Raw genomic sequence first — 25,609 nt, forward strand, 5'->3', positions numbered from 1 at the left:
CACTCTATTTATATTTTTATTGTAGTTTAGGACCAGCTGACGTAAAGTCGTAATCACTCTCTAATGTTAAATACTTTTTAAAGTTATCAATATACATACCTGCTAATTTAATAGCTGTCTCATCATAAGACTCTTTATCTTCCCAAGTATTTCTTGGATTTAATACTTCTGTATCAACACCACTTAGTGTTTTTGGAATGTTTAAATTAAAAATTGGAAGAGTTTCAAATTCTGAAGTTTCAATTGAACCATCTAAAATTGCATCAATACAAGCTCTTGTATTTTTGATACTCATTCTTGAACCAATACCATATGGACCACCAGTCCAACCAGTATTTACTAAGTATACATTTACACCATGCTCATCAATTTTTTTACCAAGTAATTCAGCATAAACAGTAGGGTTTAAAGGTAAAAAAGCTTCTCCGAAACAAGAACTAAATGTAGCAACTGGTTCTGTAATACCTCTTTCTGTTCCTGCAACTTTTGCAGTATATCCACTTAGGAAGTAGTACATTGCCTGTCTTTTATCTAATTTTGAAACAGGAGGTAATACACCAAATGCATCTGCACATAAGAAGATAATATTTTCAGGATGACCACCTCTCATATCTGGAGTATGATTAGGAATATGATCAATTGGGTATGAAACTCTTGTATTTTCTGTTTTACTACCATCTGTATAGTCAACAACACCATTTTCATCAGCTACTACATTTTCTAAAATAGCACCTTTTTTAATAGCATTGAAAATATCAGGTTCAGATTCACCATCTAAGTTAATAACTTTTGCATAGCAACCACCTTCGAAGTTAAATACTCCATTATCATCCCAACCATGTTCATCATCACCAATTAATCTTCTTTTTGGATCAGTTGATAAAGTTGTTTTTCCTGTTCCTGATAAACCAAAGAATAGGGCAGTATCACCTTTTTCTCCAATATTTGCTGAACAGTGCATTGGAAGTTTACCTTCTAAAGGTAACCAATAGTTCATCATAGAGAAAACACCTTTTTTCATCTCACCTGCGTACCAAGTTCCACCGATAAGTGCTGTATTATCTTCTACATTAAATACAACAAATACTTCTGAGTGTAAACCATGACTTACATAAGCCATATCAACTGTTTTACAAGCATTATAAACAGTAAATTCTGGTTTAAAGTCTTCTAAATCTTCTTTAGGAGGAACAATAAACATATTTTGAATAAAATGTGCTTGCCAAGCTACTTCAGTAATAAATCTTACAGATTTTCTACTATCTAAAGATGAACCACAATATACATCAGTTACATATAAATCTTTTCCACCAAGTTGTTTTTTAGCTACTACTTCTAAATCTTCATATACTTCTTTAGAAACTTTTCTATTAATATCACCCCAAGCAATATATTTATTTGAAGGATCTTGATTTACAAAAAATTTATCTTTTGGACTTCTTCCTGTAAAAATCCCTGTATCAACCATTAATGCACCAGTTGAAGAAACTTTTGCTCCTTCATTCTCTACGGCGTGTTGTATTAAGCTATCTATATCTAAGTTTCTATAAACTTTACCTACATTTTCTAAACCAAGTGAGTCTTTAATTTCAGACATTTCCTATTTTCCCTACTAATTAAAATTTTAAAAAATCGATAAAAGTACACCAGCAGCTACGGCAGAGCCAATAACACCAGCAACATTAGGACCCATCGCATGCATTAATAATACATTTGATTTGTCATATTCTTGTCCAACTTTACTAACAACTCTTGCTGCCATTGGTACAGCTGATACTCCTGCAGCACCAATAAGAGGGTTAATCTTATTCTCATCAGACGAAAATTTATTCATGATCTTTGCCATGATTACACCTGCTGCTGTTCCTGCTGCAAATGCAATTAATCCAATAACCATAATCCCAAGTGTCTCTAACACTAAGAATTTATCAGCAGCTAGTTTTGAACCAACCCCTAATCCTAAGAAAATTGTTACTATATTGATTAATGAATTCTGCATTGTATCAGAAAGTCTCTCAACAACTCCTGATTGTTTGAAGAAATTTCCTAAACAAAATGCTCCAATTAGTGGAGTTGACTCTGGTAAGAACAGAATTGCTAACAATAATATAACAATTGGCAGTGTTAAATTCTCTAATTTATGCACTTTTCTTAATTTTGGCATTTTGATTTTTCTTTCAGCCTCTGAAGTAAGTGCCTTCATAATTGGAGGTTGAATTACTGGTACTAATGCCATATAAGAGTATGCTGCTACTGCAATTGCACCTAATAATTCAGGAGCTAATCTATTTGCAATAAAGATTGATGTTGGTCCATCAGCTCCACCAATAATAGAAATAGCTGAAGCAGACTGTAAATCAAATCCTAAAACTACTGCACCTACTAGTGATCCAAAGATACCAAACTGTGCTGCTCCTCCTAGGATTGCTGCTTTTGGATTTGCTAATAGTGGAGTAAAGTCTGTCATTGCTCCAACTCCCATAAAAATTAATAATGGGAAAAATCCATTTGCAATACCCATATTATAAATAATACCAAGCATTCCAGTCTCTCCACCAATTCCAGCTAGTGGAATATTAGCTAAGATACCACCAAAGGCTATTGGCATTAATAATAATGGTTCAAATCCTTTTGCAATTGCAAGGTAGAATAAGAATAGACAAATTGCTATCATTATTAATCTACCCCAAGTTTGTTCAAAAGTAGTCATAACTCTTGCATCTTCGGCATGAGCTTCTGAAGTCATTACATCATCACTTGGATTTGTAAAAGCATAAATCCCTGTTGTTTTATAGAATGACTCTAATAATTGACCTAATGATTTTTCATGATATTCATGTTTTACTTCTTCTGCAGGTGCTGCATTTGCACTTGCAAAAGAGTTTGTTGTGAATAGTGTAAAAAACAACAGTAGCATTGAAGCTAGTATTTTTTTATTCATTAAATATTTCTCCAGTTCTTTATAGCTTAGCTAATTGTTGCTATTGCTTGACCTTCTTCAACAGCATCACCTGGATTAGCTAAAATTGCACTTACTGTTCCATCACAAGGAGCTTCTACATCAATTTCCATTTTCATTGCTTCTAGAATTGCTACGATATCACCTTGTTTTACTGTATCTCCAACTTTAACATTTACTTTCCATACATTTCCTGCAACAGTTGCTCCAACTTCTGCTCCACCACCACTTACTGGTGCTGCTGATGCTGATGTTTCTACTGGTGTTACTTGAATATCTGCATTACCTTCAGCTACAGTTACATTAAATTTTTGTCCATCTACAACTACTGTATAGTTTCCTGTTGCATTACTCATACTATTTTTCTCTCCTAATTTACATTCTTTATCATTTTCGCATGTTGCATCATTTGTTTTTCTTACATTTAATGGGCTTTCACCTTTTAGAAAAGCAATTCCTTTTTCATCACAAGCTGCTGCTATAAAGATATTCTCATCACTTGTTTCGATATTCTCTTCTTTTAATCTTCCTTCCCAGTAAGACATAGTTTTCTTCTCATCTCTATCTGCTATATCTAGTGGGTTTTCACTTGTTGGTTCAAGTTTTAGTTTTTCAGAAGCTAATTTAACAATCTCTTGGTCTGGTTCAACTGGTGTTTTACCGAAGTATCCTAATACCATCTTTCCATAACCTGGTGCAATTTGTTTCCATGGTCCAAACATTACATTTGCGTATGCTTGTTGCCAATAGAATTGTGAAACTGGTGTTACTGATGTTCCATATCCACCTTTTTCTACTACTTCTTGCATTGCTTTTATTACTTCTGGGAATTTATCTAAAGTTCCATTATCTCTCATCATTTGTGTATTTGCTGTTAATGCTCCACCTGGCATTGGAGAGAATGGGATTAAAGGAGAAACTTGTGTTGCTTCTGGTGGCATAAAGTAATCTTTTAAACAAGATTGTAAAGTATCTTGATATTTTAATACTTTAGAGATTTCTAATCCACCTAAATCATAATTCATACCTTTTACTGCGTGCATCATTGTTAGGATATCTGGTTGAGATGTCCCTCCACTTACAGGAGATGCTGCTAGGTCTATTCCATCTGCTCCTGCATCTAATGCTGCTAAGTAACAAGCTACTGATACTCCTGCTGTTTCATGTGTATGTAATCTAATATGAGTATCTTCACCTACTAATTTTCTTGCCATTTTAATAGTATCAAATACTTTTTGTGGAGAAGATGTTCCACTTGCATCTTTAAAACAAATAGAGTCAAATGGTAAGCCACTATCTAGGATATTTCTTAATGTCTTTTCATAGAATGGTACATCATGAGCTCCTTCACATCCTGGAGGTAAGTCCATTAATGTTACTACTACTTCATGATTTAGTCCATATTTTTTTATACATTCTGCACTATATTCTAAGTTTTGTACATCATTTAATGCATCAAAGTTTCTTATTGTTGTTACACCATGTTTTGCAAACATTTTTGCGTGCATCTCTACTAGTTCTCTTGAACCTGTATCTAGCATTACTGTATTTATACCTCTTGCTAGGGTTTGTAGATTCGCTTCTGGTCCTACAATTTCTCTAAATTTATCCATCATTTCGAATGCGTTTTCTTGTAGATAGAAGAATAAAGATTGGAATCTTGCTCCTCCTCCGAACTCGAAATGATTGATACCTGCTTCTTTCGCAGCTTCAACAGCTGGAAAAAAATCTTCCATTAAAACTCTACCTCCGAAGACAGATTGGAATCCATCTCTAAATGTAGTATCCATAACATCAATATATTTTTTTGACATTTAATTTAACCTTTTAGATTTTTATGATGTTGAACAGCTGCTACTATAGCCGCTATCTTTGCAGTTTTCTCTTTTGAAGCCTCTGTAGTTCTTGGCTTTGTAGGTGCTGGTGTCTCTCCTTGCGGAAAATACTTACCAATTATTTTTGCTTGCAGTTTTAAAGCATAGACCATTACGATCAAGAATAAGAATACTATCCCCATCCCCAAGACCATAAACTTTATCGCTTCTGCAACTAAGTTTGTTTCCATATTACTCCCCGTGGTTACCATCGTGTAATTAGTAAAGTAATTTTATATAAACTTTGCTTTAGTAAAATTTATTTTTAACACTAAGTGATTATAAATTTGAGAATTTAACTTTATTATTAATTTTTATAATATTTTTTTACCAACAACTAATAATAAATTATCAATTTTTAGTAAAAAATTCATTACAGAATTTGTTGCTTTAGTAATTTTTGCTGACATTTTAAAGTCCTTTTTTTAATAATATGTCAAAATTTTATAATTTTTTCATAAAAGACTTGAAAAATATTGCATTTTGTAATATAATTACTAAAAGGAGTTATTATGTTAGCTGTATCAGAAATAATAGAAAAATTAAAAGACATTATAAGTAAAGATGGAAAAGATGGTAAGGTTTTTGATAAAGATGTTGCTGGTGCATTAGAGTTAAGCCAAGTAAATTTTGCAACAATGAAGAATAGAGGAAAAATACCTTTTTCTAATATTTTAGACTTTTGTGCAAGAAAAAAAATCTCTATTAACTGGTTACTATACAATCAAAATCCAGGTTCATTAGTAGATTCTACAGATAAATATTGGATTAGATACTATCCTGAAGTTAGAGTAAGTGCTGGTGGAGGTGCTTATGAAAATGATGATGAATATGAGAGTTTAGAAGTTCCTCCTTATTTTATTAATATGTTAGGTGGACAAGATAATCTTAAAAATGTAGAGGCAATCAATGTAGTAGGGGACTCTATGGAGCCAACATTAAATAGTGATAATATAATTTTTATTGATAAGAGTAAAAAAGATGTAGCAAGAGATGGAATTTATGCTTTTACTACAAATCATGGTTTATTTGTAAAAAGAATTCAAAAAAGAGTTGATGGAAAGTTAGATGTTATCTCTGATAATAAAGATTATCCTATTCAAGTTTTAGAAAATAGAGAACTAAATATAATTGGAAAAGTTGTAAGTACTTTTGGTATGATTTACTAAAAGTACTTAGATTAAAGTAGGTTCATTGTTCTCTTTAGAAACTTGTTCATAAAGAGTTTCATAATCTAATCCTACAAAATATACAGCATTAAATGAGTTTTTCTTTAAAAAGAATTTTAAATCATCTAAAGAATCAAGATGTGTGAACTCTATATGTGTATTATCTGTTATCTCTTCTAAAGTTAAATATAGTATTTTTGCATATTTATATTTATTTTTTAAATATGCAATTTCTGCTTCCATTAGCTCTTTATTTTCTTGAGCCAATAAAAACTTATCAGTTCTTCCATGTTCTGTATGGTTTATTAATTTATCTACAAAAATAGGTTTTAATTTATTAAATTTTTTTAATTTATTTAAATCTGCATCAAAACCTAAAAAACTATATACATCAAGAAACTCTTTTAAATAAAGGCTTGGTATCTTTATTTTTGAAAAATATTTATCTTGATAAGAAAAAGTTGTTTCAAAAATAGAGTGTTCTATTAAGTTTTTAATTTCATAATCTTTTGTATTAAAATTAAAATTAACAGGATAGATATTCTCTAATGTTTTTTGACAAGAACAAATAATTGTATCATTCTCTTCAATATCATCAATAATTCTAAAGAATTTAGATAAATCTTTAGGAATTAGTTTAATTTTTGTATGAGAAGTTGTTTTTCTAAGTATTTCAAATAAATTATAACTTACTACATTGCAATAAAATGCAGTAAGTTTTTTATTTGAAAGTTGAAATCTTATTAATTTAGTAATAGATTCTTTTATACTTTGAACTTTTATCCAAGCTATCTCTTTATCTATAATATCGATATTCTCATCTACAATCAAAGCAAAAGCTCCATTTTCCAGAGCCTCATTAATATCCTCTTTATTTTGAACAATAAAAAGGTCACCTTCTTTTACTTTTTTAACATTTGTTTTAATTGAGTAAATAAATGAAATTGATGGTTGGTTTAATAACCTACCATCAACTATATCAAGAATAGATGTTATTTGCACTAGCTTATTTTTGTCCCATTAGTTTTAGAAGTTTCTGGTCTAATTAATGATAAACCATTTTCATCTTTTGCAGCAAGAAGCATACCTTCACTTAGCATTCCCATTAGTTTTGCTGGTTTAAGGTTTGCTACAACACAAGCTTGTGTACCAACTAAACTTTCAGCAGAATAGAACTCTTTAATTCCAGCAAGAACTTGTCTTGGTTTTTCTTCTCCTACATCAACTTGTAGTTTTAATAGTTTACTTGATTTTGGAACTTCTTCGGCTTCTATAATTGTTCCTATTTTTAGAGTAGTTTCAAAGAATTTATCAATAGTAATTAGATTATCTTCTTCAACTTTTTCCTCTTTTTTTACTTCTTTTTTCTTTTCTGCTTCAGCTTTTGAAACCTCTGTTGGCTTTGCTTGTTCTAATAAGATATCTTCAATTCTTGGGAAAAGTTGCTCAACTTTTGTAATAGTTGTTTCTCCTATTAGTTCTTTATTAACAATAAGTTTAGTATATGAGTCATTATTAATTTCTAAACCTAATGAAGTAGCAATTTTAGCAATTTTTTCAGGCATTACAGAATCTAGAAGTAGGGCAACTTTAGCCATAATATTAGTAATTAAGGCTACTAATGCCATAGCTTCTTCTTCTTTCCCATCTTTCATTTTTGCCCAAGGCTCATAATCTCCAATTGCTTTATTAGCAATTGTTAATACTTTCCAAATATCTTCAAGGTATTTATTTAGTTGCATTTTAAATACATAGTTTTCTACATTATCTAAAATCTCTTGAACTTCATTTAACTCTTTTTGATGATATTTTTCAACATCTTTAGAATCAATTTTATAGTCAAAATATTTTCCCGACATACCAGAAATTCTATTTAAAAGATTTCCTAAATCATTTCCTAAATCTGAGTTGATTCTATCCATTAGAGCTTTTTGAGAAAAATCTCCATCTTGTCCAAAAGGAACTTCTCTTAGCATAAAGTATCTAAATGCATCTAACCCATAAGCATCTGCTACTTCTTTTGGATCAACAACATTTCCCTTTGATTTAGACATTTTTTCACCATCTCTTGTCCACCAACCATGTGCTGCAATATGGTCTGGTAATGGTAAATCTAAAGACATTAAAAATGCTGGCCAATAAACAGAGTGAAACCTTAAAATATCTTTACCTACTAAATGAACTTTAGCTGGCCAAAAATTCATATTTTTTTCATCATTTCCATAACCTAAAGCAGTTACATAGTTCATTAACGCATCTAACCAAACATACATTACATGTTTTGGTTCATTTAAAGATTCAGGTAGTTTTACACCCCAATCAAATGAAGTTCTTGAAATAGAAAGGTCTTTTAATCCACCTTTAACAAAATTTAAAATTTCATTTTTCTTTGCTCTTGGTAGAATACAGTCTTCATTCTCTTCATACCATTTAATTAGTTTATCTTCATATTTAGATAATTTGAAGAAATAACTCTCTTCTTTTACAATATTTGTAGGTTTCCCACAATCAGGACAGAATTGCTCATCAATTAACTGTTTTTCTGTAAAGAAAGTTTCACATGATACACAATAAAAACCTTCATATTCTCCTTTGTATATATCACCTTTTTCATACATTTTTTCAAAAGCTTTTTGAACACCAATTTTATGTTCTTCATCTGTAGTACGAATAAATTTATCATAAGAGATATCAAAATCATCCCAAAGTTTTCTAAACTTTCCAGAAACTTCATCTGCATACTCTTTAGGAGTTTTTCCTCTAGCTTCTGCACTTTGAGCAATTTTTTGCCCATGTTCATCTGTTCCTGTTAAAAAATATGTGTTATATCCAGTTAGTCTTGAATATCTAGCTAACATATCAGCAATAATTGTTGTATATGCATGACCAATATGAGCTACATCATTCACATAATAAATAGGAGTTGTAATATAAACATTTTTACAAGAATTTTCCATATAAATACCTTCTTTTTTAATTAAAATTCAAATCCACCGCCAGAGCCTTTGTTCATAGACTCATAAACAGCAATTACATATTTTTTTCTAAGTTCACACTCAAAAAACTTTTCACAAAAATTATTATTAGGTTGACAAGACTCTTTTTGATGTAAAGAGAGTTGGCAACTATTTAATTCTGCTTTAACATTTTCTAGGTTTTGTTCCCATTGATCTTTTTCTTGATTTTCAGACATGATCTTTGTAAACTTCTAAAACTCTTTTAATCTCATCTTTTGAACCAAAAAAACAAGGGCTAGTATCATGAATATGAGTTGTTTCAATCTCTAGAACTCTACTTTTCCCATTAACTGCTTGTCCACCTGCATATTCATATGCTAAAGCAAAAGGGAAAACTTCAAATAGTTGTCTTAGTTTACCTTTTGGTTTATCTGTAGTACCAGGATAAGAGAATAATCCTCCACCTTTTAGAAGAATTTGATGTAAATCAGGAACCATTCCTCCAGAATATCTTAAATAATAACCATCTTTATACATACTATTTATTAGTTCTTTATGGTGCTCTGGCCAGCACATTTGAGTAGAACCTGTTGCAGTTAACTTTCCTTTTTCTTCTAATTTAATATCTTTAATATAATTAAATTCTCCATCAAAAAGTCTATATAATTTTACACTATTTTTATATGCAACAACCATTTCAACTCTTGGTCCAAAAACAACATAAACTGAAGCAATAATATTATCTCCAGTAAAATCATTTTTATAAATACCATAAATAGAACCAACTGATAAATTTACATCAACTAATGAAGAACCATCTAATGGATCATATGCAATTAGGTATTCACCCTTATCATTTAAGTGTACAATCTCTTCTTGCTCTTCACTAACTATAGCTTTAATACTAGGTACAGTAGCAAAAACTTTTTCAATAATAACATCACTAGCAATATCAAGTTTTAGTTGAGTATCACCTGTAGAGTTTTCATTTTCACTTTTTGCTGTATCACCTAATTCTATAACATCTTGAATCTGTTTACTAGCTTCTTTTATTGCTTCAAATATCTCTTGCATTAAACTCTCTTTGCATTATTTTCAATCCAATTTATAATCTCTTCTGGATTGTTTAAGTCTAGTTTATCTAAGTTTGAAGGAATTTCATTTTTATTAATAGTTTCATCAAAAGCTATTGAATTACTATATTTAAAATAAGTTTCATCTATTTCATCCCTAAAAATAGTAATTCTAGGAAGAGGTAGTGTTTTTAATCCTTCAACTAATAAATAATCAAAATCTTTAAAAGTTTCAATTATCTCATCAATTGATGAAGTTTCATTTTTAAAATATGTAGTTCTTTTAGGACTTACTACAGCAACATCAGCACCTGTTTCAAAGAATCTAAAACTATCTTTTTTAGGTATGTCAAAAGTTGCTTTATTTCCCGGGTCATGTTTTACTATACACACTTTATATCCTCTTTCTTGTAAAAGAGTTGATACTTTAATAATAAGTGTTGTTTTACCGCTATTTGACGGGCCACTAAAAGCAACTGCAAGTTTTTTATATTGATTATTCATAAGAGGGATTTTATCTAAATATATGTTAAAGTAAAATTAGGGTAAGATACCATCTTACAATATTTTAGGATGTTTTTTATGAAGATAATTAGTAGTTTTTTTATACTATTTTTAATACTTTTTTTTACAGGATGTGCAGATAAAACAAGTGCATTAAATCATTTTGAAAATGATAAACTAAGTGCAAAAGCAATTCAATATACAAAAAAAAGAGATTTGCTTGTAAATAATGAAGTAGAGGCTTTGATTTTTTTAACTTACTTAAATAAAGTTGATAAAAAATATAGTGATGATAAAATAGAAACTTTTATTTTTGGTGTACAAATTGCAAATAAAGATAAAGAAAACTTTTTCAAAGACTCTTATAAACTTTTATTGGAAGATAAAGAAGCCCTTTCTATTAAAGGATTAGATTCTAACTCTGAGTTAGTAAAATCAATACCTCTAAAAAACCCTTGGGCTAGATACTATTTAGTTAAATTTAATAATAAAGAAGAGAAAAGAGAGTTAGTTTTAAACTTCATACATACTAAGTATGGAACAACTACTTTAAGTTTTCAAAAATAGAAGAGAGAGTCTCTTTCTTCTTACTTTTTAAATTATAAAAAGAGTAATAAGTAAATAAAAACTCTTTTAATTTCTTATCAGAAAGTATTTCAAAAATAAAATCTCTATCACTTTCTTCATTTTGATAAATTATTTCAAGTTTCTCTTTTTCTTTTTTAAATAGTAGATATTTTATAATAATATTTTCATCTCTATTCTCTTCAAAAAAGTTATTTTCAATTAATTTAAGACTTTTTTCTAAAGGTAATCCTTCTAAAAAGAACTTTTCAATATCTATTAAATCATATTTTGTATTTAATAGTCCTATTTTAAAGTCTTTTGAAATAAATTTATTGTTAAAGTTTGATTCATTTGAAATCATTGCATATAAAAAGGCTTTATCTCCTATTTTATAGTTTTTTGTAGCTTTAATGAATTCATTGTTTTGATTAAGATTTGAAGTTAATACAAGCTCTTCTTTTAAAATCTCATATGATAAAATAGTATAAATATCTATTTTCTTTTCTTGAATAATATCTTTTAAAAAACTATCATTTTTTGTTGTTTTATAAAGCCAAAATAGAATTTTATTTTGGTTCTCTTTATCTTTTGCTAAGGCATTTAAAAAAAAGTTTTGTGCTTTGTCTTTTTCATTAAAGGCAAAAGCATTAAGTCCTAATAAAAAAGAAGCATTGGCACTTAAAGTAGTCTCATCAATAGCTAAAAGAGAGTAGTTTAAGATATCTAATTTTCTATTTTTTATATTTACTTCTAAATATTTTTCAAAATTCTCTTTATCTTCAAAAATTTTAAAAAAGGTTTTTCGTGGAAGTTTATAATTAAAATAGTTTTCTCTAAATTCATTAGAAATATTTAAATATAGCTCATAAAACTCATCTTTTTCTAGGGTAATTAATCTCGTAAAAGGTATTGAAGAAGACAAAAGTTTTACTTTCTTCGCATATTTAGGGTACTTTTCAGAAGTTATATTTATAATTTGTTCAGCTTCTAAAGAGTTTAGTTTTGAGATTTCATTATAAGATAAACCAACTCTTATACAATCATCATATGAAGATAAAAGCTGATTCGTAGGCATATTCATACATTGAACTACTGCTAAAGTTTCATCATCTGCATATTTATTAGCAAAATTTGTAAATAGTGTAGTGTTCATATTATCAATAAATTGTAAGGTACTAAAAGCCTCTTCACTTGTAGTTGCTTCTTTTTTTAGAAACTCATTTATTAAAAAGTCTCTTTTAATACCTTTTTTCTCTTTTTCTATTGTATCTAAGCTTAAGAAATTACTTGCATATAAGCTTGAAGATAATAGTGTAATTAAAAAAAGAGAAGAGGGGTATTTCATTTTACATTCCCATAAAAAGTTTTCCTAAGAAAGTCTCTAAGAAAATTAATGCAAAAATTAAAATTATTGGTGCAAAATCCATTCCTCCAAAAACTGTTGGAATAAATCTTCTAACTAAATTATATGCAGGCTCTGTTAATCTATAAAGCATCTGTACAATTGGATTATAAGGATCAGGTTTAACCCATGAAATGATTGCTGAAATTATAATTACCCATTTATATAAAAATATTACAGTTAATACAACTGTAAAAACTGAACTTAAAAGTGCATCTATCATTTTACGATTTCTCCTAAATAGTTTTTGATTAAAGGATAAACTTCTGAAATATCAGTTGTTTTTGTCCCTGTAAGAAGATAAGACAGAGGAGTTAATAGCTTTTCTTGCTTTAATCCTGTTTTTTCTATTATATAAGTTTTTAGCTCATTAAAACTTTCAATATAAGGAGCATCTTTTAAACATAATTTTAATTCAACAAATTCTTCTTCAAAACCTTCACAAGTTGATTTTGGAGAAAAAATAAGGTTAATTTTCTCTTTAAGCTCTTTAATTGTACTTACTTCATTTAAAAAAAGTTTGGCAAGTCTGCCAATATCTGTATCTGCAAAACCTAAAATTTTTGAAAGTCTCATCTCATCAAATGATTGAAGATGTTTTTTATTTAATTCTTTTAGTTTTTTAATATCAAAATGTACATTTTCTTTAGATATATTTTTAATATCAAACCATTCTATAGCCTCTTCTAAAGTAAAAAACTCTTTAGGTGCATCATTTCCAAGTAAAACTAAATAGTTTGCAATTGCTGCTGGTAAAAAACCTTCATCAATTAAATATTTTACAGAAGAGTTCTCTAAATCACTACTTACATTAGGAATATGAGTATAGTTTATCTCTTTATCATAATTTAAAAGCTTTCTTATATGAACTTGCCTTGGGCTCTCAATTAATTGCTCTTCTGAAGTAATAACATCAGAAATATCATATAACATATCATCAATAGCACTTGCATAGTTATCTGTTGGTGTTTTATCATGCCTTAAAATAGGGAAAAAGTCTATTTCAGAAGACTTATATAAAAGATTTCCTTTTAAAAGATCTTTTATTTCAATATTTTCTTCAGGTTTTTTAATTCTTACAATAAAAGGAGAGTTTACATTTAAAATTGTTTCATCAGAAAGTGTTTGACAAAAACCATCATATTCATAAGATTTATTTTCTTTTTTTGCACTCTCTTTTAACTCTTCAATTTTTGCATCAGAACAGAAACAGGCAAAAGCATTTTTTTGTCCCATTAATTGCATAGCAATTTTTTGATGATATTTTAAATTTTCACTCTCATAAACAACATTCGCGTAATCAATTGAAAAAAGATTTAATAATTCTAAAATCTCTTTCTCTTTTCCTTCTATATTATTCTCTTTATCTGTATCATCAATTCTAATTAAAAGTTTTTGATTCTTTTGTTTTGAAACAATATAATTAAATATTGCTACTCTTAAATCACCTAAATGCATATCTCTTGTTGGACTTTGTGCAAATCTTAACAAACTACTTCCTTACTATTGAAAATGATAAATTTTTAATCTCATCATGAGATTTGATATAAGTATTTAAATCTTCTAATTTAAGATTTTCTATTTTTTCTAACTCTTTTTGAGTATGATTAAAGTCTAAACCTTTATAGAATAGGGTAAATGCTCTATTTAATCTTTGAGATAAAGTTTCCGTTCTTAAAGGTTCACTTCCTAAAAGAAAGTTTTTAGCAGCATCAAGTTCTACTTGTGTAACACCATCTTTTACAAAATCTGTAATAATCTTTGAAACAAGCTCTTTAGCTTCATCCGCACTCTCTAGTTTTGTTTGTAAATATCCAGTAAAATAGTTGTGAGATTTATTTATAGAAACATATCCATAAGCAGAATAAGCTAAACCTCTCTTTACTCTTATCTCTTCCATTAATCTACTTCCAAAACCACTTCCCCCAAGAATAAATGAAGCAACTTTAGCTTTATAATTTTCTTCATTTGTTACTGTTGTATTAAAAGGGCTACCAAAATAGATATAAGCTTGTTGTGTATCTTTCGTAATAGTTTTAGTTTGAGCTTTATCATTAGTTGTTACACTAATAAATTTATTCTCTTTATTTGCATTTAGATTTTTAAGTAACTTTGTTAATTTTATTGATAATTCATCAAAATCAATATCTCCACCAGCGACAATAATTAAATTATTTAAATCAATTGTTTTTTCTAAAAAAGTTTTTATATCAGCTAGTTTAATCTTTGATATAGATTCAATTGTACCACTTGCAGGGTTTTCTAAAGCACTATTTTTAAAAAGTAATGTTTTTAGTTCTTTACTTGCAATATAATCAAAATCGTTCTCTTTTCTTTTTAATGAACCTGTTTTTATTGTTTTTATTTTTTCTAAAACTTTATTGTCATAATTAGGATCATTTAAAAGCTCTTTTAGAAGTTTTAATGCTTTATCATTTACTTCTTTGATAGATGAAAGTTCTATTACAAAAGTTTCAAATCCAACACTTGAGCTTAAAGAGATTGCAGAATCTTCTAGTTTTTGAGCAAATTTTGTAGAACCTAACTCTTTTGTTCCTTCATCAAGTAATTTTGATGAAAGAGAAGCAAGACCACTTTTCTTTTTGTCTTGCATATAACCAGAGTTTTTAAAAACAAGTTGTAAATTTAATATTGGTAAATTTTTATCTTGCTCAAAAATTACTGGAATATCTATATTATTTATTTTTATGTGCTTAACTGTAGCAGACATTAAATATCCTTGAATTAATAGTAGTAATAAAAAAGATTTAAAGAGGTTCATATGTTAAAACCTCTCTAAAATCTCATAAGCAGTGTTTCTTTTGGCTGGATTTTCACCAACATCTTGGATTAATTGAATCATCTCTTCTTGATTCATGCAGTTTGTCGCTCCAGCAGCTGCAACAACATTTTCTTCCATCATTGTACTTCCTAAATCATTTGCTCCAAACTTAAGAGCCATTTGACCAATATAACTTCCTTGTGTCACCCAAGAACTTTGAATATTTGGAAAATTATCTAAATATAGTCTTGAAACAGCAAGTAATCTTAAATATCTATTTGACGATTGTGGTTTTAAATCAGGAATTTCTTCTTTTAGTTTTGTATTTGCACTTTGAAAAGACCACATAATAAAGGCTCTAAATCCACCTGTTTCATCTTGAAGTTGTCTAATTTTGTTCCAATGTTCAATAATCTCTTCATCTGTCTCAACTGTTCCAAACATCATTGTAGCAGTTGTTTTCATACCAATTGAGTGAGCTAATCTATGAACATCTAACCAATCTTCAGTATCAATTTTTCTAGGAGCAATAATATCTCTTACTCTATCTGATAAAATTTCAGCCCCAGCTCCTGGAATTGAACTTAAACCTTTTGCTTGAAGTCTTTGTAGTACTTCAAGTCTAGAGATTTTTGAAACCTTTGCAATATAACAAATTTCAATAGCAGAAAAAGAGTGTAGAGTGATTTGAGGGAATTTTGTATGAATATGTTCAACTAATTCCTCATAATAATCTATTTTTAGTTTTGGATGAACTCCACCTTGCATTAAGATTTGTGTTCCACCAATTTCTAATAATTCTTCTATCTTTTTATCAATTTCATCAAATTTTAAAACATAAGAATCTTCATCTCTTCCATGTCTATAAAAAGCACAGAACTTACAGTCAACCCAACATACATTTGTATAGTTGATATTTCTATCTACTACGAAAGTAGTTATTTTTTCAGGGTGTAATTGTGCTTTTTTCTTAGAAGCTAATTCACCTAGTTTTACTAAAGAAGCATTTTGAATTAAATCTAATGCCTCTTCATCAGTGATTCTTCTATCTATAATATCCATTTTTTTTACCATAAATTATCCAATTTTTATTTTATATATTAAAAACTAGACCCTAATGAGAATTCAAATGATGATGTATCATCACCTTTTTCATCATCTAATGGCTGAGCAAAAATTAGTTGTAATGGTCCAAATGGTGAAATCCATTCAAAAAGGGCACCTGTTGAAGATCTTTTTACATCTGACATATTATCTTCCCCAATCATACCATAATCATAGAAAACACCCCATCTCATCTTAGCTTGTTGAGAGATAGGAAAACTCATTTCTAAAGATGTTGCTGCCATCTGTTTATAAGGGTCAACTCTTTCTCCTGATTCATTTTTAGGGAAAGCATAAGATTTAAATCCTCTTAAAGATTTTGTTCCACCTAAGTACAATGAATCCCCTTGATTGATTTGACCATTATCCACAAGAAAGTTTGCTTGTAGCTTATATCTAAAAATCCAATCTAAATCATAAAGATCGTTTAAAGAATAGAAGTATTTAAAATAAGAAGAACTCTTAAGATATTCTGAATCTCCACCAAGTCCTGCTATTTCTAAAGAAGAACCTGTTCTAATACCACTTCTTGGGTTTAAATAATCATCTGTATTATCAAAGTTTAGATATGGAGTAATAGAACTTGTTACATAATCAGTATCAACAAATCTTTTACTTTCTGGAACTCCCGCATCATCTTCATAATCATATTCTTCTTTAATAAAGTCTAATCTATATTTTGCACCAGCTCTTAAGTTTCTAATAAACTCTTTACCCACACCAACTGTGAAACCTTTAACATCTTTATTTAATTCATATTTAGAGCTATCAATTTCAATTTCATCTGAGTGAATATCTAAATCACCATGATATTTACTATCTGCAATTGCTGGATTTTTAAGTCTAATTGAAAGGTCTGTTTTTCTTTTAGATAAATCAACTGAAACACCTAACGAAAGACCTGAACCAAAGATATTATTATCAACAATAGAACCATTAATCATGAATCCATCATAAGAACCATATCCCCCACCAAGAATAATATTTCCAGTTGCAGCTTCTTTAACTTTAACTACAATATCCATTTTATCAGCTGTAACTCTTTTTTGTTCAATAATTACATCTTCAAAATAACCTGTTCTTCTTAGTTTATTTCTAGAATCATTGAAATCAGTTAAACTAAATAGATCTCCTGGTGCTAAATATACATCTCTTCTAATAACTCTATCAAGAGTTCTTGTATTTCCTGAAATTTTTACATCTCTAATATAAACTTTTTCCCCTGGAATTACATTATATACTAAATCTGCTGTTCCATTTTTTTCATCTTTTTTGATATCATATTTAACTTGTGCAAATGCATAACCTTTATCTGCTACTAAAGTTTTAATATAGTCTGCATCTTTTCTAAGTCTTTTTATATTGAAAGTTCGACCTTTTCTTAGTTTTAACTCAGGATAAATATCTTCTGCTTTTACAATTTCAGAATTAACATAAATAGCAATATCATTTACATTGTATTGTCTACCTTCTTCAATATAAAAATCAAGTTCTGCTTGATTTGAAGAAAAATCAACTTCTAAGAAAGGATCTTTTACTTTTGCATCTAAGTATCCATTTTCAAAATATACTTCTTGTATTCTTTTACTATCATATTCTAATTGTTCTGCTGCTAGTTCACCACTATTTTGTGTAATAAACCATGAAGCAAATTCTACTTCTTTGTTTGCAGTTGCTGGTTCAAAATCACTTGCTTCTAAGTTCTCAGAACCAAAATAGTTTACTTTTTTGATAATAATCTCATCACCTTTATTTACATTAAAAGTAATAGCTACAGAATCTTCATTAAGATGTTCAACTTCTGCTTCAACAACTGAGTTTATGTATCCTTCTCTTTCAAGTTCTTTTAAAAGCTTCTCTTTTGCACTCTTTATTCTTTTTTCAGAGTACATATTTCCTTTTTCAAGACCTATTTGTTTTCTTAAGATATTAATATCATCTTCTCTTGATTTATAACCAGTAATATCAACATTTGCAATTGAAGGTTTTTCATCAAAAATAAATTGTAATTTTCCATTATCAATATTAACTTTAATATCTTCAAAATAATTAAATTTATAAAAATCTTTTATTGCTTTATTTACTGATTCTACATCAATTTCATCGCCAACTTTTAGTTTTAAAGTTTCGTTTGCTACAGGTAAAGAAATTTTAGTTAGATTAACATATTCAATAGAAGTAATTTGTTCAGCTTGTAAAAGTGAAGCCAGAGTGATAGATAATAAGATACTTTTCTTTTTCACAGTTATCCTTATTTTAATAATTAAAGCTAAAATATATCTAAATAAACTTTATAGGATGTTTAAGATATAATCGCTTTTTAAATATATTTTAAAGGTTATAAAATTGAATATAGGTATTATTGGTTTAGGTTTAATGGGTGGTTCTTTTGCAAAGGCTGTAAAAAAATACTCAATTGCCACAGAAGTTTACGGATATGCAAGAAATGAAAAGACAAAAAAAGAGATTGAAGAATTAAATTTAGTTGACCAACTAGTTGATATTAAAACAATGAAAGAAAAATGTGATTTAATTGTTCTTGCAATCCCTGTAGATAATATTATTTCGATGCTTCCAGAATTTTTAGATATTAAAGATAAAACTACAATTATGGATTTAGGTTCAACAAAAGAGTTTATTATTAAAAGTGTACCTCCTAAAATTAGAAAAAATTTTATTGCAGCACACCCAATGACAGGAACTGAAAAGTCAGGTCCAAAAGCTGCAATTGATAATTTATATGAAGGGAAAACAGTAGTTTTATGTAATCTTGAAGAAAATGAAAATCAACATGTTAATAGAGCATTTAAGGTTTTTCAAGAAATAGGAATGCGAATTGTTGCAATGGATGCAGATGAGCACGATATTCATGCTTGTTATATGTCTCATTTACCTCATGCTATCTCTTACTCTTTAGCAAATACAGTAATGGGACATGAAGACCCAAAATCAATTATTGCTTTAGCAGCAGGTGGTTTTAAAGATATGAGTAGAATCGCTAAATCAAGTCCTGATATGTGGACTGATATTTTTAAACAAAATAGAAAAAATCTTTTAGCTTCAATCGATTTATTTGAAAATCACATGAAAAAAGTACGAGAAATGATTGAGACTGAAGATTATTCTTCTTTAAAAGAGTGGATGAAAAAAGCAAATACACTACATGAGATTTTATAAAATCTCTTGTGTATTTATAGCTTCTTGAACTTTAAGAGCCTGAAAATGTTCTTTTACATCATGGCATCTAATAATTGAAGCTCCATAATTTATTGATTCTAAATGTATTGCTAAAGTACCAGGAAGCCTCTCTTCTGTAGGGGTTGGAATAATCTTATCAATCATAGATTTTCTACTTGCACCTATTAATAATTCACAGTTAAAATGTTTAAAATGTTCTAAATTTTTTAGAAGTTGTAAATTATGAGTTAAGGTTTTACCAAAACCAATTCCTACATCTAATATAATGTTATTTTTTATTCCAAAATCTTTTGCTTTTACAATTCTTTCTTGAAAAAAATCATCAATTTCTTGAATCAAATCTTCATAAACAGGATTCTCTTGCATAACAGTTGGATCTTTTTGCATATGCATAATTACTACTTCCGCATTGTATTTTGCAGCAACTTTACATACCTCATTGTTTGCTAAACCTGTAATATCATTTACAATAGAAAAACCCTTATCTAAAGCATATTCTAAAACTTTTGGCTCATATGAATCTAAAGAGAATCTAGCTTTTTCATATAAATTATTTTCATAAATTGTATCTATTATTGGTTTTGCTCTTTGAAGTTCTTCTTGCCAAGATACAGGTGTACTACCTGGCCTACTTGAAACAGCTCCAATATCAACAATAGAAGCTCCATCTTCTATAAGCTTGATTATTCTTTCTTGGGCATCTTTTTGGCTAAATCTACTATCTTTAAAAAAAGAGTCTTCATTTGCATTTAATACACCCATAATTTTTGTAGGATATTTTTTTAAGTTAATAAAGGCTTTAAGCTCTTTTGCAAACTCTTTTAGTCCAAAAGGTTGAGATAGCTCTTTTCTTGAAAGTATTTCTAAATGCTTATTTGTAGCTATTAAAATTGCATCTACATATTTCTCTTTTGCAACAATAACCCCTGTTGGTACAGCTAAATCTGCTCCAATTGATAGAGCATCTTGTTTTAAAATATTTGCTGCTCCTACATGTAGGTTTTTAATTAAAATAGTTTGTAAAGATGATTTCTTTGAAAGAATAGAGATTCCACCTTTATCACAACCTAAGGCTTCAAAAACTTTTTTTTTGTCATTAATATTTATTTTTTGTAGCTTCATCTTAATATTTATTTTTTCTATTTATTAGTGTTAAAAGTAGGGTAGTTAACACATTTATTGGTCTAGAATTTAGATTTAAAAGTTTAATAGATTTAGAAAATAGTTCTAATTCTGCTTGAGATAGAGTTATTTTCTCTTTATTTATTTTTAAAAGTAAAGACTCAACAAAAGAGATAGACTCTTTTTTATCTATTCTTTGATTCGTTTTTAAAAATTCATATACATCTTTTAAATCAAGTTTTTTTATATCTAAACTAAGTTCCTCTTTCTCTTTAGTTTTTCTAAGAATTTTATGGGGCATTCTTGAAAAAATTGTAGGTAAAATAGTAGATTTTGAGTTTGTAATTATTATAAATACAATATTTGAAGGAGGCTCTTCTAAAATCTTTAATAAAGAGTTTTGCGCCTCTTTTCTAAATACTTTTCCACAAAGAAAAATATATTTTTTTTCATTTGAAGAGATATATGCTTCTTTTATTGTAGCTGTTGCTTGAGCTAATTGAAACTCCTCTTTCTCCTCATTCTTTATTACTCTTATATTATGTTTAGAGTAAAAAGGCAATAAAGAGTTTAATGCCTCATCAATATCATTAACAATTAAAATATGAGCAGTTTCAATTTTTTCATTAAACATCATTAGTGTTCTACATTAATCTCCGCAAAAAGTGCCGCACTTAAAGTTTTATCATAAAGCCTAAACATTTGTAAAAGTTTCATATCTAAAGCCTCATCATTATTTTTTAAATTAAATGCATCTTGTATCTCTTCATCAAAAATCCAAAGAAAAGAGTTCTTTGAAAATTTAGGTAAGATTGCTCTTGCATCTTGACTTCTTCCAATATACCAAAAGCAATATCCATTTGGAAAAGATATATTTAACATATCTTTGATGAATTTTATCTCATCTTCTGTTTTTACTTCATCTAAATCTTTATAGAAAGATTTAAAGTTATAAAAAGGTAAGAATGGTCTATTTTTCTTTTGAGAATTAATATGTGTTAAAACATATTTTAAAAACCAATCTCTATCACTATCTGTAATAACTAATACTGATCTTCCTTTTTCTAAAATATTTGTAATTGATTTAGAAACTAAAGGAACCCATTCATACTTTTTTTCTTCTAACCAAGGTGAAATAAGCCTATCTTCTCTAATTGTATCTACTGTCCAATTCAGAAATTCTTGCACGTTTATTTATCCAAGTTATAAGCATCATGTAGAGCTCTTACTGCAAGCTCTGCATATTTTTCTTCAATAATCATAGAAACTTTGATTTCAGAAGTTGAAATAATTCTAATATTGATGTTTTCATTTGCTAAAGCTGTAAAAGCTTTAGAAGCAACTCCAGTATGAGATTTCATACCTACACCAACAATTGATACTTTACAAATTGATTCATTGTAATCAATGTTTTCTGCATCATTTTTAAATTTTTCCATTACTAATTTACAATTTTCCCAATCAGTTACAGGAATTGTAAAGTCTAAATCTGTTTTACCATCAACACCAACTGTTTGAACAATCATATCAACATTTATATTAGCATCTGCAAGTGCAGTAAAAATTGATGATGCAATACCTGGTCTATCAGTTACTCCATACATTCCAACTCTTACTTGATTTTTATCTAAAGCAATACCACTTACAACTGGTTTTTCCATAATATTTTCTTCCTTAGTAATTAATGTACCTTCAACTTCTGGCGTAAAGCTGCTTCTTGATACTAAATTTACATTTAATTTTTTCGCCATTTCAACTGATCTATTTTGTAATACTTTTGCACCTAAGCTTGCAAGTTCTAACATCTCATCATAAGAAATTTTATCTAACTTCTTAGCTTTAGGTTCAATTCTTGGGTCTGTAGTATAAATACCATCAACATCAGTATAGATTTCACAAACGTCTGCATCTATTGCACCAGCAATTGCAACTGCTGTTAAATCAGAACCACCTCTACCTAAAGTAGAAACTCTACTTGAATCTTGCGTTACACCTTGAAAACCTGCTACGATAATTATTTTACCTTCTTTAATAGCATTTTCCATATTTGTTGTATCAATAGATTCAATTCTTGCTTTCATATGCGCATTATCTGTAACAATACCAGCTTCTCTTCCACTCATTGAAGTTGTTTTATATCCTTGTTCATTTAATGCAATTGAAAGTAGTGCAGAGGTAACTCTTTCCCCTGAACTTAATAACATATCTATTTCATTAGCAACAGGATTTTTAGAGAAGTGTGCTGCATAGTCTAATAACTTATTTGTCTCACCACTCATTGCAGAAACAACTGCAATAATGTCGTGACCTTCATCTTTCATACTTTTTATAATGTTGGCAACATTTTGTATTCTTTCAAGTGAACCTACACTTGTACCACCAAATTTTAGAACTTTTAACATTTTTTTAAATAAAACCCTCTTTTTTAAAATATTTTAAAACCTGCTTATATACAGTTCTTTTGAAGAATGTAATATAATCATAAATATTCTCAGTAGGAACAAATTTATATTCACTAAACTCAGGAATATGAGTATTAATATCTATTTTTGCACCTTTTTTTAATTTTACCAAGTAATACTTTTGGATTTGTCCATCATAAGGGTGCATTTTTTTGGCAATCACAGGCGGAAAATCATAGCTTACCCATTTTGGATATTCTGCGATTATCTCAACATCCCTTGTTCCAATTTCTTCTTCAAGCTCTCTAAACAATGCTTCATTTGGCTTTTCACCATCATCAATTCCACCTTGTGGAAATTGCCAAGCATTCTCTACATCTGTTCTTGAAGCTATAAAAATTTCACATTTTTCAGGATATTTTGCTGATAATACTATTGCTGCTACATTTGGTCTGTAATTCTTTTTATTTTTAGTATCTTTCATTTCTTTATCAGTCATAAATATTTTTTCCCTTATAATTAGCCGGATATTATAATAAAATTAGGATTAAAAATTGCTTTTATATATACATATACCTTTTTGTGATAGTAAGTGTCACTATTGCGCTTTTAACTCATATACAACTAAATTTAATCTAAAAAAAGATTATATGAAGGCTTTAAATATACAGTTAAAACATGATTTAGAAAATTATTGTAAAGATAAAACATTAGAAACAGTTTTTATAGGTGGAGGAACACCTAGTACTATAAAAATTGAAGATTATGAAGAGACTTTCAAAATTTTAGAAAACTATATAGATAAAAATACAGAAATAACAAGTGAGTCAAATCCAAACTCTGCAACAAAAGATTGGTTGCAAGGAATGAAAAACTATGGAGTAAATCGAATTAGTTTTGGAGTACAAAGTTTTCAAGAAAATAAGCTAAAAGAATTAAATCGAGCGCATAATGCAAAAAGTGCAATAACAGCTATACAAAATGCTTCTTGTATAGGTTTTGATAGTATTAACTGTGATATTATTTATGGTTTCAAAACAGATACTTTTGATAACTTAAAAGAGGATTTTTCTTTAGCATTTTCATTACCTATTACTCATTTAAGTGCTTACTCTTTAACCCTTGAAGAGGGTACAAAATTTTTCAATAAAAGTGAAGTTAAAATTGATGATGAAGAGTTATCATATAAAATATTTGATTTTTTAGAAAACAATGGTTTTTCTCAATATGAGATATCAAACTTTGCAAGAGGTAAAAATTATCACTCAAAACATAATTTTGGTTATTGGCAACATAAAGAGTATTTAGGAGTTGGTGCTGGAGCTGTTGGATATGTAAACAATCAAAGATATTATCCAAATAAAGATTTAGATGAGTATATTAAAAATCCAACTTCTTATGAGGTAGAAGAGTTATCAAATGATGATATAAAAGTTGAAAAAGTACTTTTAGGTTTTAGATGTATTTTAGGAGTAGAACTTTCAGTTTTTACAGAAGATGAGTTAAAAAGAGTAAATCATTTAATAGAAGAAGAAAAAATCTATATAAAAGATAAAAATGTTTTTAATAAAAACTTTCTTTTAGCAGATGAAATTTCTCTTTATATATTAGAGTAAACTCTTTTTGATATAATATCACCTTTATATATAAGGATATAAATGACAATAAAAGAAGTTGTAAGAAACTATTCTCAAAGATTAAAACAAATTACTCATATTCCAGCAAAGGAAGTTGAAATATTAATTTGTCATATTTTAGAGAAAAACAATATTTGGTTACATCTAAATTATAATAATGAATTTAATCAAATAGAAAAACTAGAAAAACTTATTAATAAAAGAGAAAAAGATTATCCTTTAGAGTACTTAATAGGAAAAGCCTCTTTTTATGGAGAGAGTTTTCTAGTAAGAGAAAATGTATTAATACCAAGACCAGAAACAGAAATATTAGTTGATAATGCAATAGAAATATTAAAAGAAACTCAAAATAAAACAGTTTTAGAAATAGGAACTGGTTCTGGAATTATTTCTGTAATGTTAGCTCTTTTAATTAAAGATATTAAAATTATAGCTGTTGATATAAATGATGATGCATTAGCTTTAGCAAAAGAGAATGCAAAAAAACATTCAGTAGAAGATAAAATCACCTTTATTAAAAGTGATTTATATACAGATATTGATAAGAATGAAGATATTTTTATGACTATCTCAAATCCTCCATATATTGCAAATAATTATAAGTTACCAACAAATGTAAAGTACGAACCAAGCAATGCACTTTTTGGTGGAGAAGTAGGGGATGAATTATTAAAAAATATCATAGATGAAACTTCAAAAAGAGAGATAAAATATCTACTTTGTGAAATGGGATATGACCAAAAAAAACCTTTAGAAAACTATTTAAATAATTTTAATATAAAAGACTACTCTTTTTATCAAGATTATGAAAAGTTTGATAGAGGTTTTACAATAGAATTTAAAAATTAAAAGGAATATA

General features: G+C 28.3%; 25 protein-coding genes. 5 read left to right on the forward strand and 20 right to left on the reverse strand.

What is annotated here, in order from left to right; genetic code table 11:
* Window positions 1-16 precede the first annotated feature (16 nt).
* Genes pckA through ABIV_RS06735 form a run of 4 tightly spaced genes read right to left on the reverse strand, consistent with a single transcriptional unit; the run spans window position 17 to window position 5,024 of the window.
* Entirely contained in the window at window positions 17-1,597 is a 1,581-nt protein-coding gene (gene pckA / locus ABIV_RS06720) for a phosphoenolpyruvate carboxykinase (ATP) (RefSeq protein WP_114839131.1), read from the reverse strand.
* A 27-nt stretch (window positions 1,598-1,624) separates the two neighbouring features.
* A complete protein-coding gene (locus ABIV_RS06725; RefSeq protein ID WP_114839132.1) occupies window positions 1,625-2,941 on the reverse strand; it encodes a sodium ion-translocating decarboxylase subunit beta in 1,317 nt (438 codons plus the stop codon).
* A 26-nt stretch (window positions 2,942-2,967) separates the two neighbouring features.
* The gene (locus ABIV_RS06730; RefSeq protein ID WP_114839133.1) at window positions 2,968-4,773 is read right to left on the reverse strand and encodes a biotin/lipoyl-containing protein; all 1,806 of its coding nucleotides are present in this window, start codon (window positions 4,771-4,773) and stop codon (window positions 2,968-2,970) included.
* 5 nt (window positions 4,774-4,778) lie between these two features.
* Complete coding sequence (locus ABIV_RS06735) at window positions 4,779-5,024, reverse strand: OadG family protein (protein WP_114839134.1); 246 nt, start codon at window positions 5,022-5,024, stop codon at window positions 4,779-4,781.
* 321 nt (window positions 5,025-5,345) lie between these two features.
* Between ABIV_RS06735 and ABIV_RS06740 the strand changes: the two genes are divergently transcribed.
* The gene (locus tag ABIV_RS06740; protein ID WP_114839135.1) at window positions 5,346-6,002 is read left to right on the forward strand and encodes a S24 family peptidase; all 657 of its coding nucleotides are present in this window, start codon (window positions 5,346-5,348) and stop codon (window positions 6,000-6,002) included.
* A gap of 6 nt (window positions 6,003-6,008) precedes the next feature.
* Here ABIV_RS06740 and ABIV_RS06745 read toward each other — a convergent pair whose 3' ends face one another.
* From ABIV_RS06745 to mobB, 5 genes are read right to left on the reverse strand one after another with little or no spacing between them, the layout of a single operon-like run.
* Window positions 6,009-7,004, reverse strand: a complete 996-nt coding sequence (locus ABIV_RS06745; protein WP_114839136.1) for a peptidoglycan synthetase — start codon at window positions 7,002-7,004, stop codon at window positions 6,009-6,011.
* A complete protein-coding gene (metG, locus tag ABIV_RS06750) occupies window positions 7,004-8,959 on the reverse strand; it encodes a methionine--tRNA ligase (protein ID WP_114839137.1) in 1,956 nt (651 codons plus the stop codon). Before metG ends, ABIV_RS06745 begins: the two co-directional genes overlap by 1 nt.
* Window positions 8,960-8,979: 20 nt before the next feature.
* Window positions 8,980-9,195: a hypothetical protein gene (locus ABIV_RS06755; RefSeq protein ID WP_114839138.1), complete on the reverse strand. Its 216-nt coding sequence runs from the start codon at window positions 9,193-9,195 to the stop codon at window positions 8,980-8,982.
* Window positions 9,188-10,033, reverse strand: coding sequence for a class 1 fructose-bisphosphatase (locus ABIV_RS06760; protein WP_114839139.1), 846 nt, complete (start codon window positions 10,031-10,033; stop codon window positions 9,188-9,190). Before ABIV_RS06760 ends, ABIV_RS06755 begins: the two co-directional genes overlap by 8 nt.
* On the reverse strand, window positions 10,033-10,536 hold the full coding sequence (gene mobB / locus ABIV_RS06765; protein ID WP_114839140.1) for a molybdopterin-guanine dinucleotide biosynthesis protein B: 504 nt from the start codon (window positions 10,534-10,536) through the stop codon (window positions 10,033-10,035). Before mobB ends, ABIV_RS06760 begins: the two co-directional genes overlap by 1 nt.
* Window positions 10,537-10,614: 78 nt before the next feature.
* Here mobB and ABIV_RS06770 point away from each other — a divergent pair, with 78 nt between their 5' ends.
* Window positions 10,615-11,103: a hypothetical protein gene (locus ABIV_RS06770; RefSeq protein ID WP_114839141.1), complete on the forward strand. Its 489-nt coding sequence runs from the start codon at window positions 10,615-10,617 to the stop codon at window positions 11,101-11,103.
* On the opposite strand, the gene ABIV_RS06775 is transcribed toward ABIV_RS06770, so the two are convergent.
* From ABIV_RS06775 to bamA, 6 genes are read right to left on the reverse strand one after another with little or no spacing between them, the layout of a single operon-like run.
* Window positions 11,081-12,448: a hypothetical protein gene (locus ABIV_RS06775; RefSeq protein ID WP_114839142.1), complete on the reverse strand. Its 1,368-nt coding sequence runs from the start codon at window positions 12,446-12,448 to the stop codon at window positions 11,081-11,083. The genes ABIV_RS06770 and ABIV_RS06775 overlap by 23 nt on opposite strands.
* Window position 12,449: 1 nt before the next feature.
* Window positions 12,450-12,728: a YggT family protein gene (locus tag ABIV_RS06780; RefSeq protein WP_114839143.1), complete on the reverse strand. Its 279-nt coding sequence runs from the start codon at window positions 12,726-12,728 to the stop codon at window positions 12,450-12,452.
* Complete coding sequence (gltX, locus tag ABIV_RS06785) at window positions 12,725-13,996, reverse strand: glutamate--tRNA ligase (RefSeq protein WP_114839144.1); 1,272 nt, start codon at window positions 13,994-13,996, stop codon at window positions 12,725-12,727. Before gltX ends, ABIV_RS06780 begins: the two co-directional genes overlap by 4 nt.
* Before the next feature lies 1 nt (window position 13,997).
* A complete protein-coding gene (locus tag ABIV_RS06790; protein ID WP_114839145.1) occupies window positions 13,998-15,236 on the reverse strand; it encodes a M16 family metallopeptidase in 1,239 nt (412 codons plus the stop codon).
* Window positions 15,237-15,290: 54 nt separating this feature from the next.
* Entirely contained in the window at window positions 15,291-16,361 is a 1,071-nt protein-coding gene (locus ABIV_RS06795) for a dehypoxanthine futalosine cyclase (RefSeq protein WP_114839146.1), read from the reverse strand.
* A gap of 26 nt (window positions 16,362-16,387) precedes the next feature.
* Window positions 16,388-18,634, reverse strand: a complete 2,247-nt coding sequence (bamA, locus tag ABIV_RS06800; protein WP_114839147.1) for an outer membrane protein assembly factor BamA — start codon at window positions 18,632-18,634, stop codon at window positions 16,388-16,390.
* 103 nt (window positions 18,635-18,737) lie between these two features.
* Here bamA and ABIV_RS06805 point away from each other — a divergent pair, with 103 nt between their 5' ends.
* Window positions 18,738-19,568: a prephenate dehydrogenase gene (locus ABIV_RS06805; protein ID WP_162917986.1), complete on the forward strand. Its 831-nt coding sequence runs from the start codon at window positions 18,738-18,740 to the stop codon at window positions 19,566-19,568.
* Here the strand turns inward: ABIV_RS06805 and folP are convergent.
* From folP to ABIV_RS06830, 5 genes are read right to left on the reverse strand one after another with little or no spacing between them, the layout of a single operon-like run.
* Window positions 19,563-20,711 carry a dihydropteroate synthase gene (folP, locus tag ABIV_RS06810; RefSeq protein WP_114839149.1) on the reverse strand — a complete coding sequence of 383 codons (1,149 nt, stop codon included), beginning with the start codon at window positions 20,709-20,711 and terminating at the stop codon, window positions 19,563-19,565. The two genes, ABIV_RS06805 and folP, sit on opposite strands and share 6 nt — an antisense overlap.
* Window position 20,712: 1 nt before the next feature.
* Complete coding sequence (locus ABIV_RS06815) at window positions 20,713-21,348, reverse strand: DNA polymerase III subunit delta' (RefSeq protein WP_114839150.1); 636 nt, start codon at window positions 21,346-21,348, stop codon at window positions 20,713-20,715.
* A complete protein-coding gene (locus ABIV_RS06820; protein ID WP_114839151.1) occupies window positions 21,348-21,899 on the reverse strand; it encodes a HobA family DNA replication regulator in 552 nt (183 codons plus the stop codon). The genes ABIV_RS06815 and ABIV_RS06820 overlap by 1 nt, the downstream gene beginning before the upstream one ends.
* A 2-nt stretch (window positions 21,900-21,901) precedes the next feature.
* The gene (locus ABIV_RS06825; protein WP_114839152.1) at window positions 21,902-23,113 is read right to left on the reverse strand and encodes an aspartate kinase; all 1,212 of its coding nucleotides are present in this window, start codon (window positions 23,111-23,113) and stop codon (window positions 21,902-21,904) included.
* Between the two features lie 4 nt (window positions 23,114-23,117).
* The gene (locus ABIV_RS06830; RefSeq protein WP_114839153.1) at window positions 23,118-23,612 is read right to left on the reverse strand and encodes an RNA pyrophosphohydrolase; all 495 of its coding nucleotides are present in this window, start codon (window positions 23,610-23,612) and stop codon (window positions 23,118-23,120) included.
* A 55-nt stretch (window positions 23,613-23,667) separates the two neighbouring features.
* On the opposite strand from ABIV_RS06830, the gene hemW reads away from it, so the two are divergent.
* Both hemW and prmC read left to right on the forward strand, forming a co-directional pair.
* Window positions 23,668-24,729 (forward strand): radical SAM family heme chaperone HemW, encoded by a 1,062-nt coding sequence (gene hemW / locus ABIV_RS06835; RefSeq protein ID WP_114839154.1) that lies wholly within the window; start codon window positions 23,668-23,670, stop codon window positions 24,727-24,729.
* A gap of 42 nt (window positions 24,730-24,771) precedes the next feature.
* Entirely contained in the window at window positions 24,772-25,599 is an 828-nt protein-coding gene (gene prmC, locus ABIV_RS06840; RefSeq protein WP_114839155.1) for a peptide chain release factor N(5)-glutamine methyltransferase, read from the forward strand.
* Window positions 25,600-25,609 lie beyond the last annotated feature (10 nt).

Source organism: Halarcobacter bivalviorum, from assembly GCF_003346815.1.
GTDB classification, from domain to species: Bacteria; Campylobacterota; Campylobacteria; order Campylobacterales; family Arcobacteraceae; genus Halarcobacter; species Halarcobacter bivalviorum.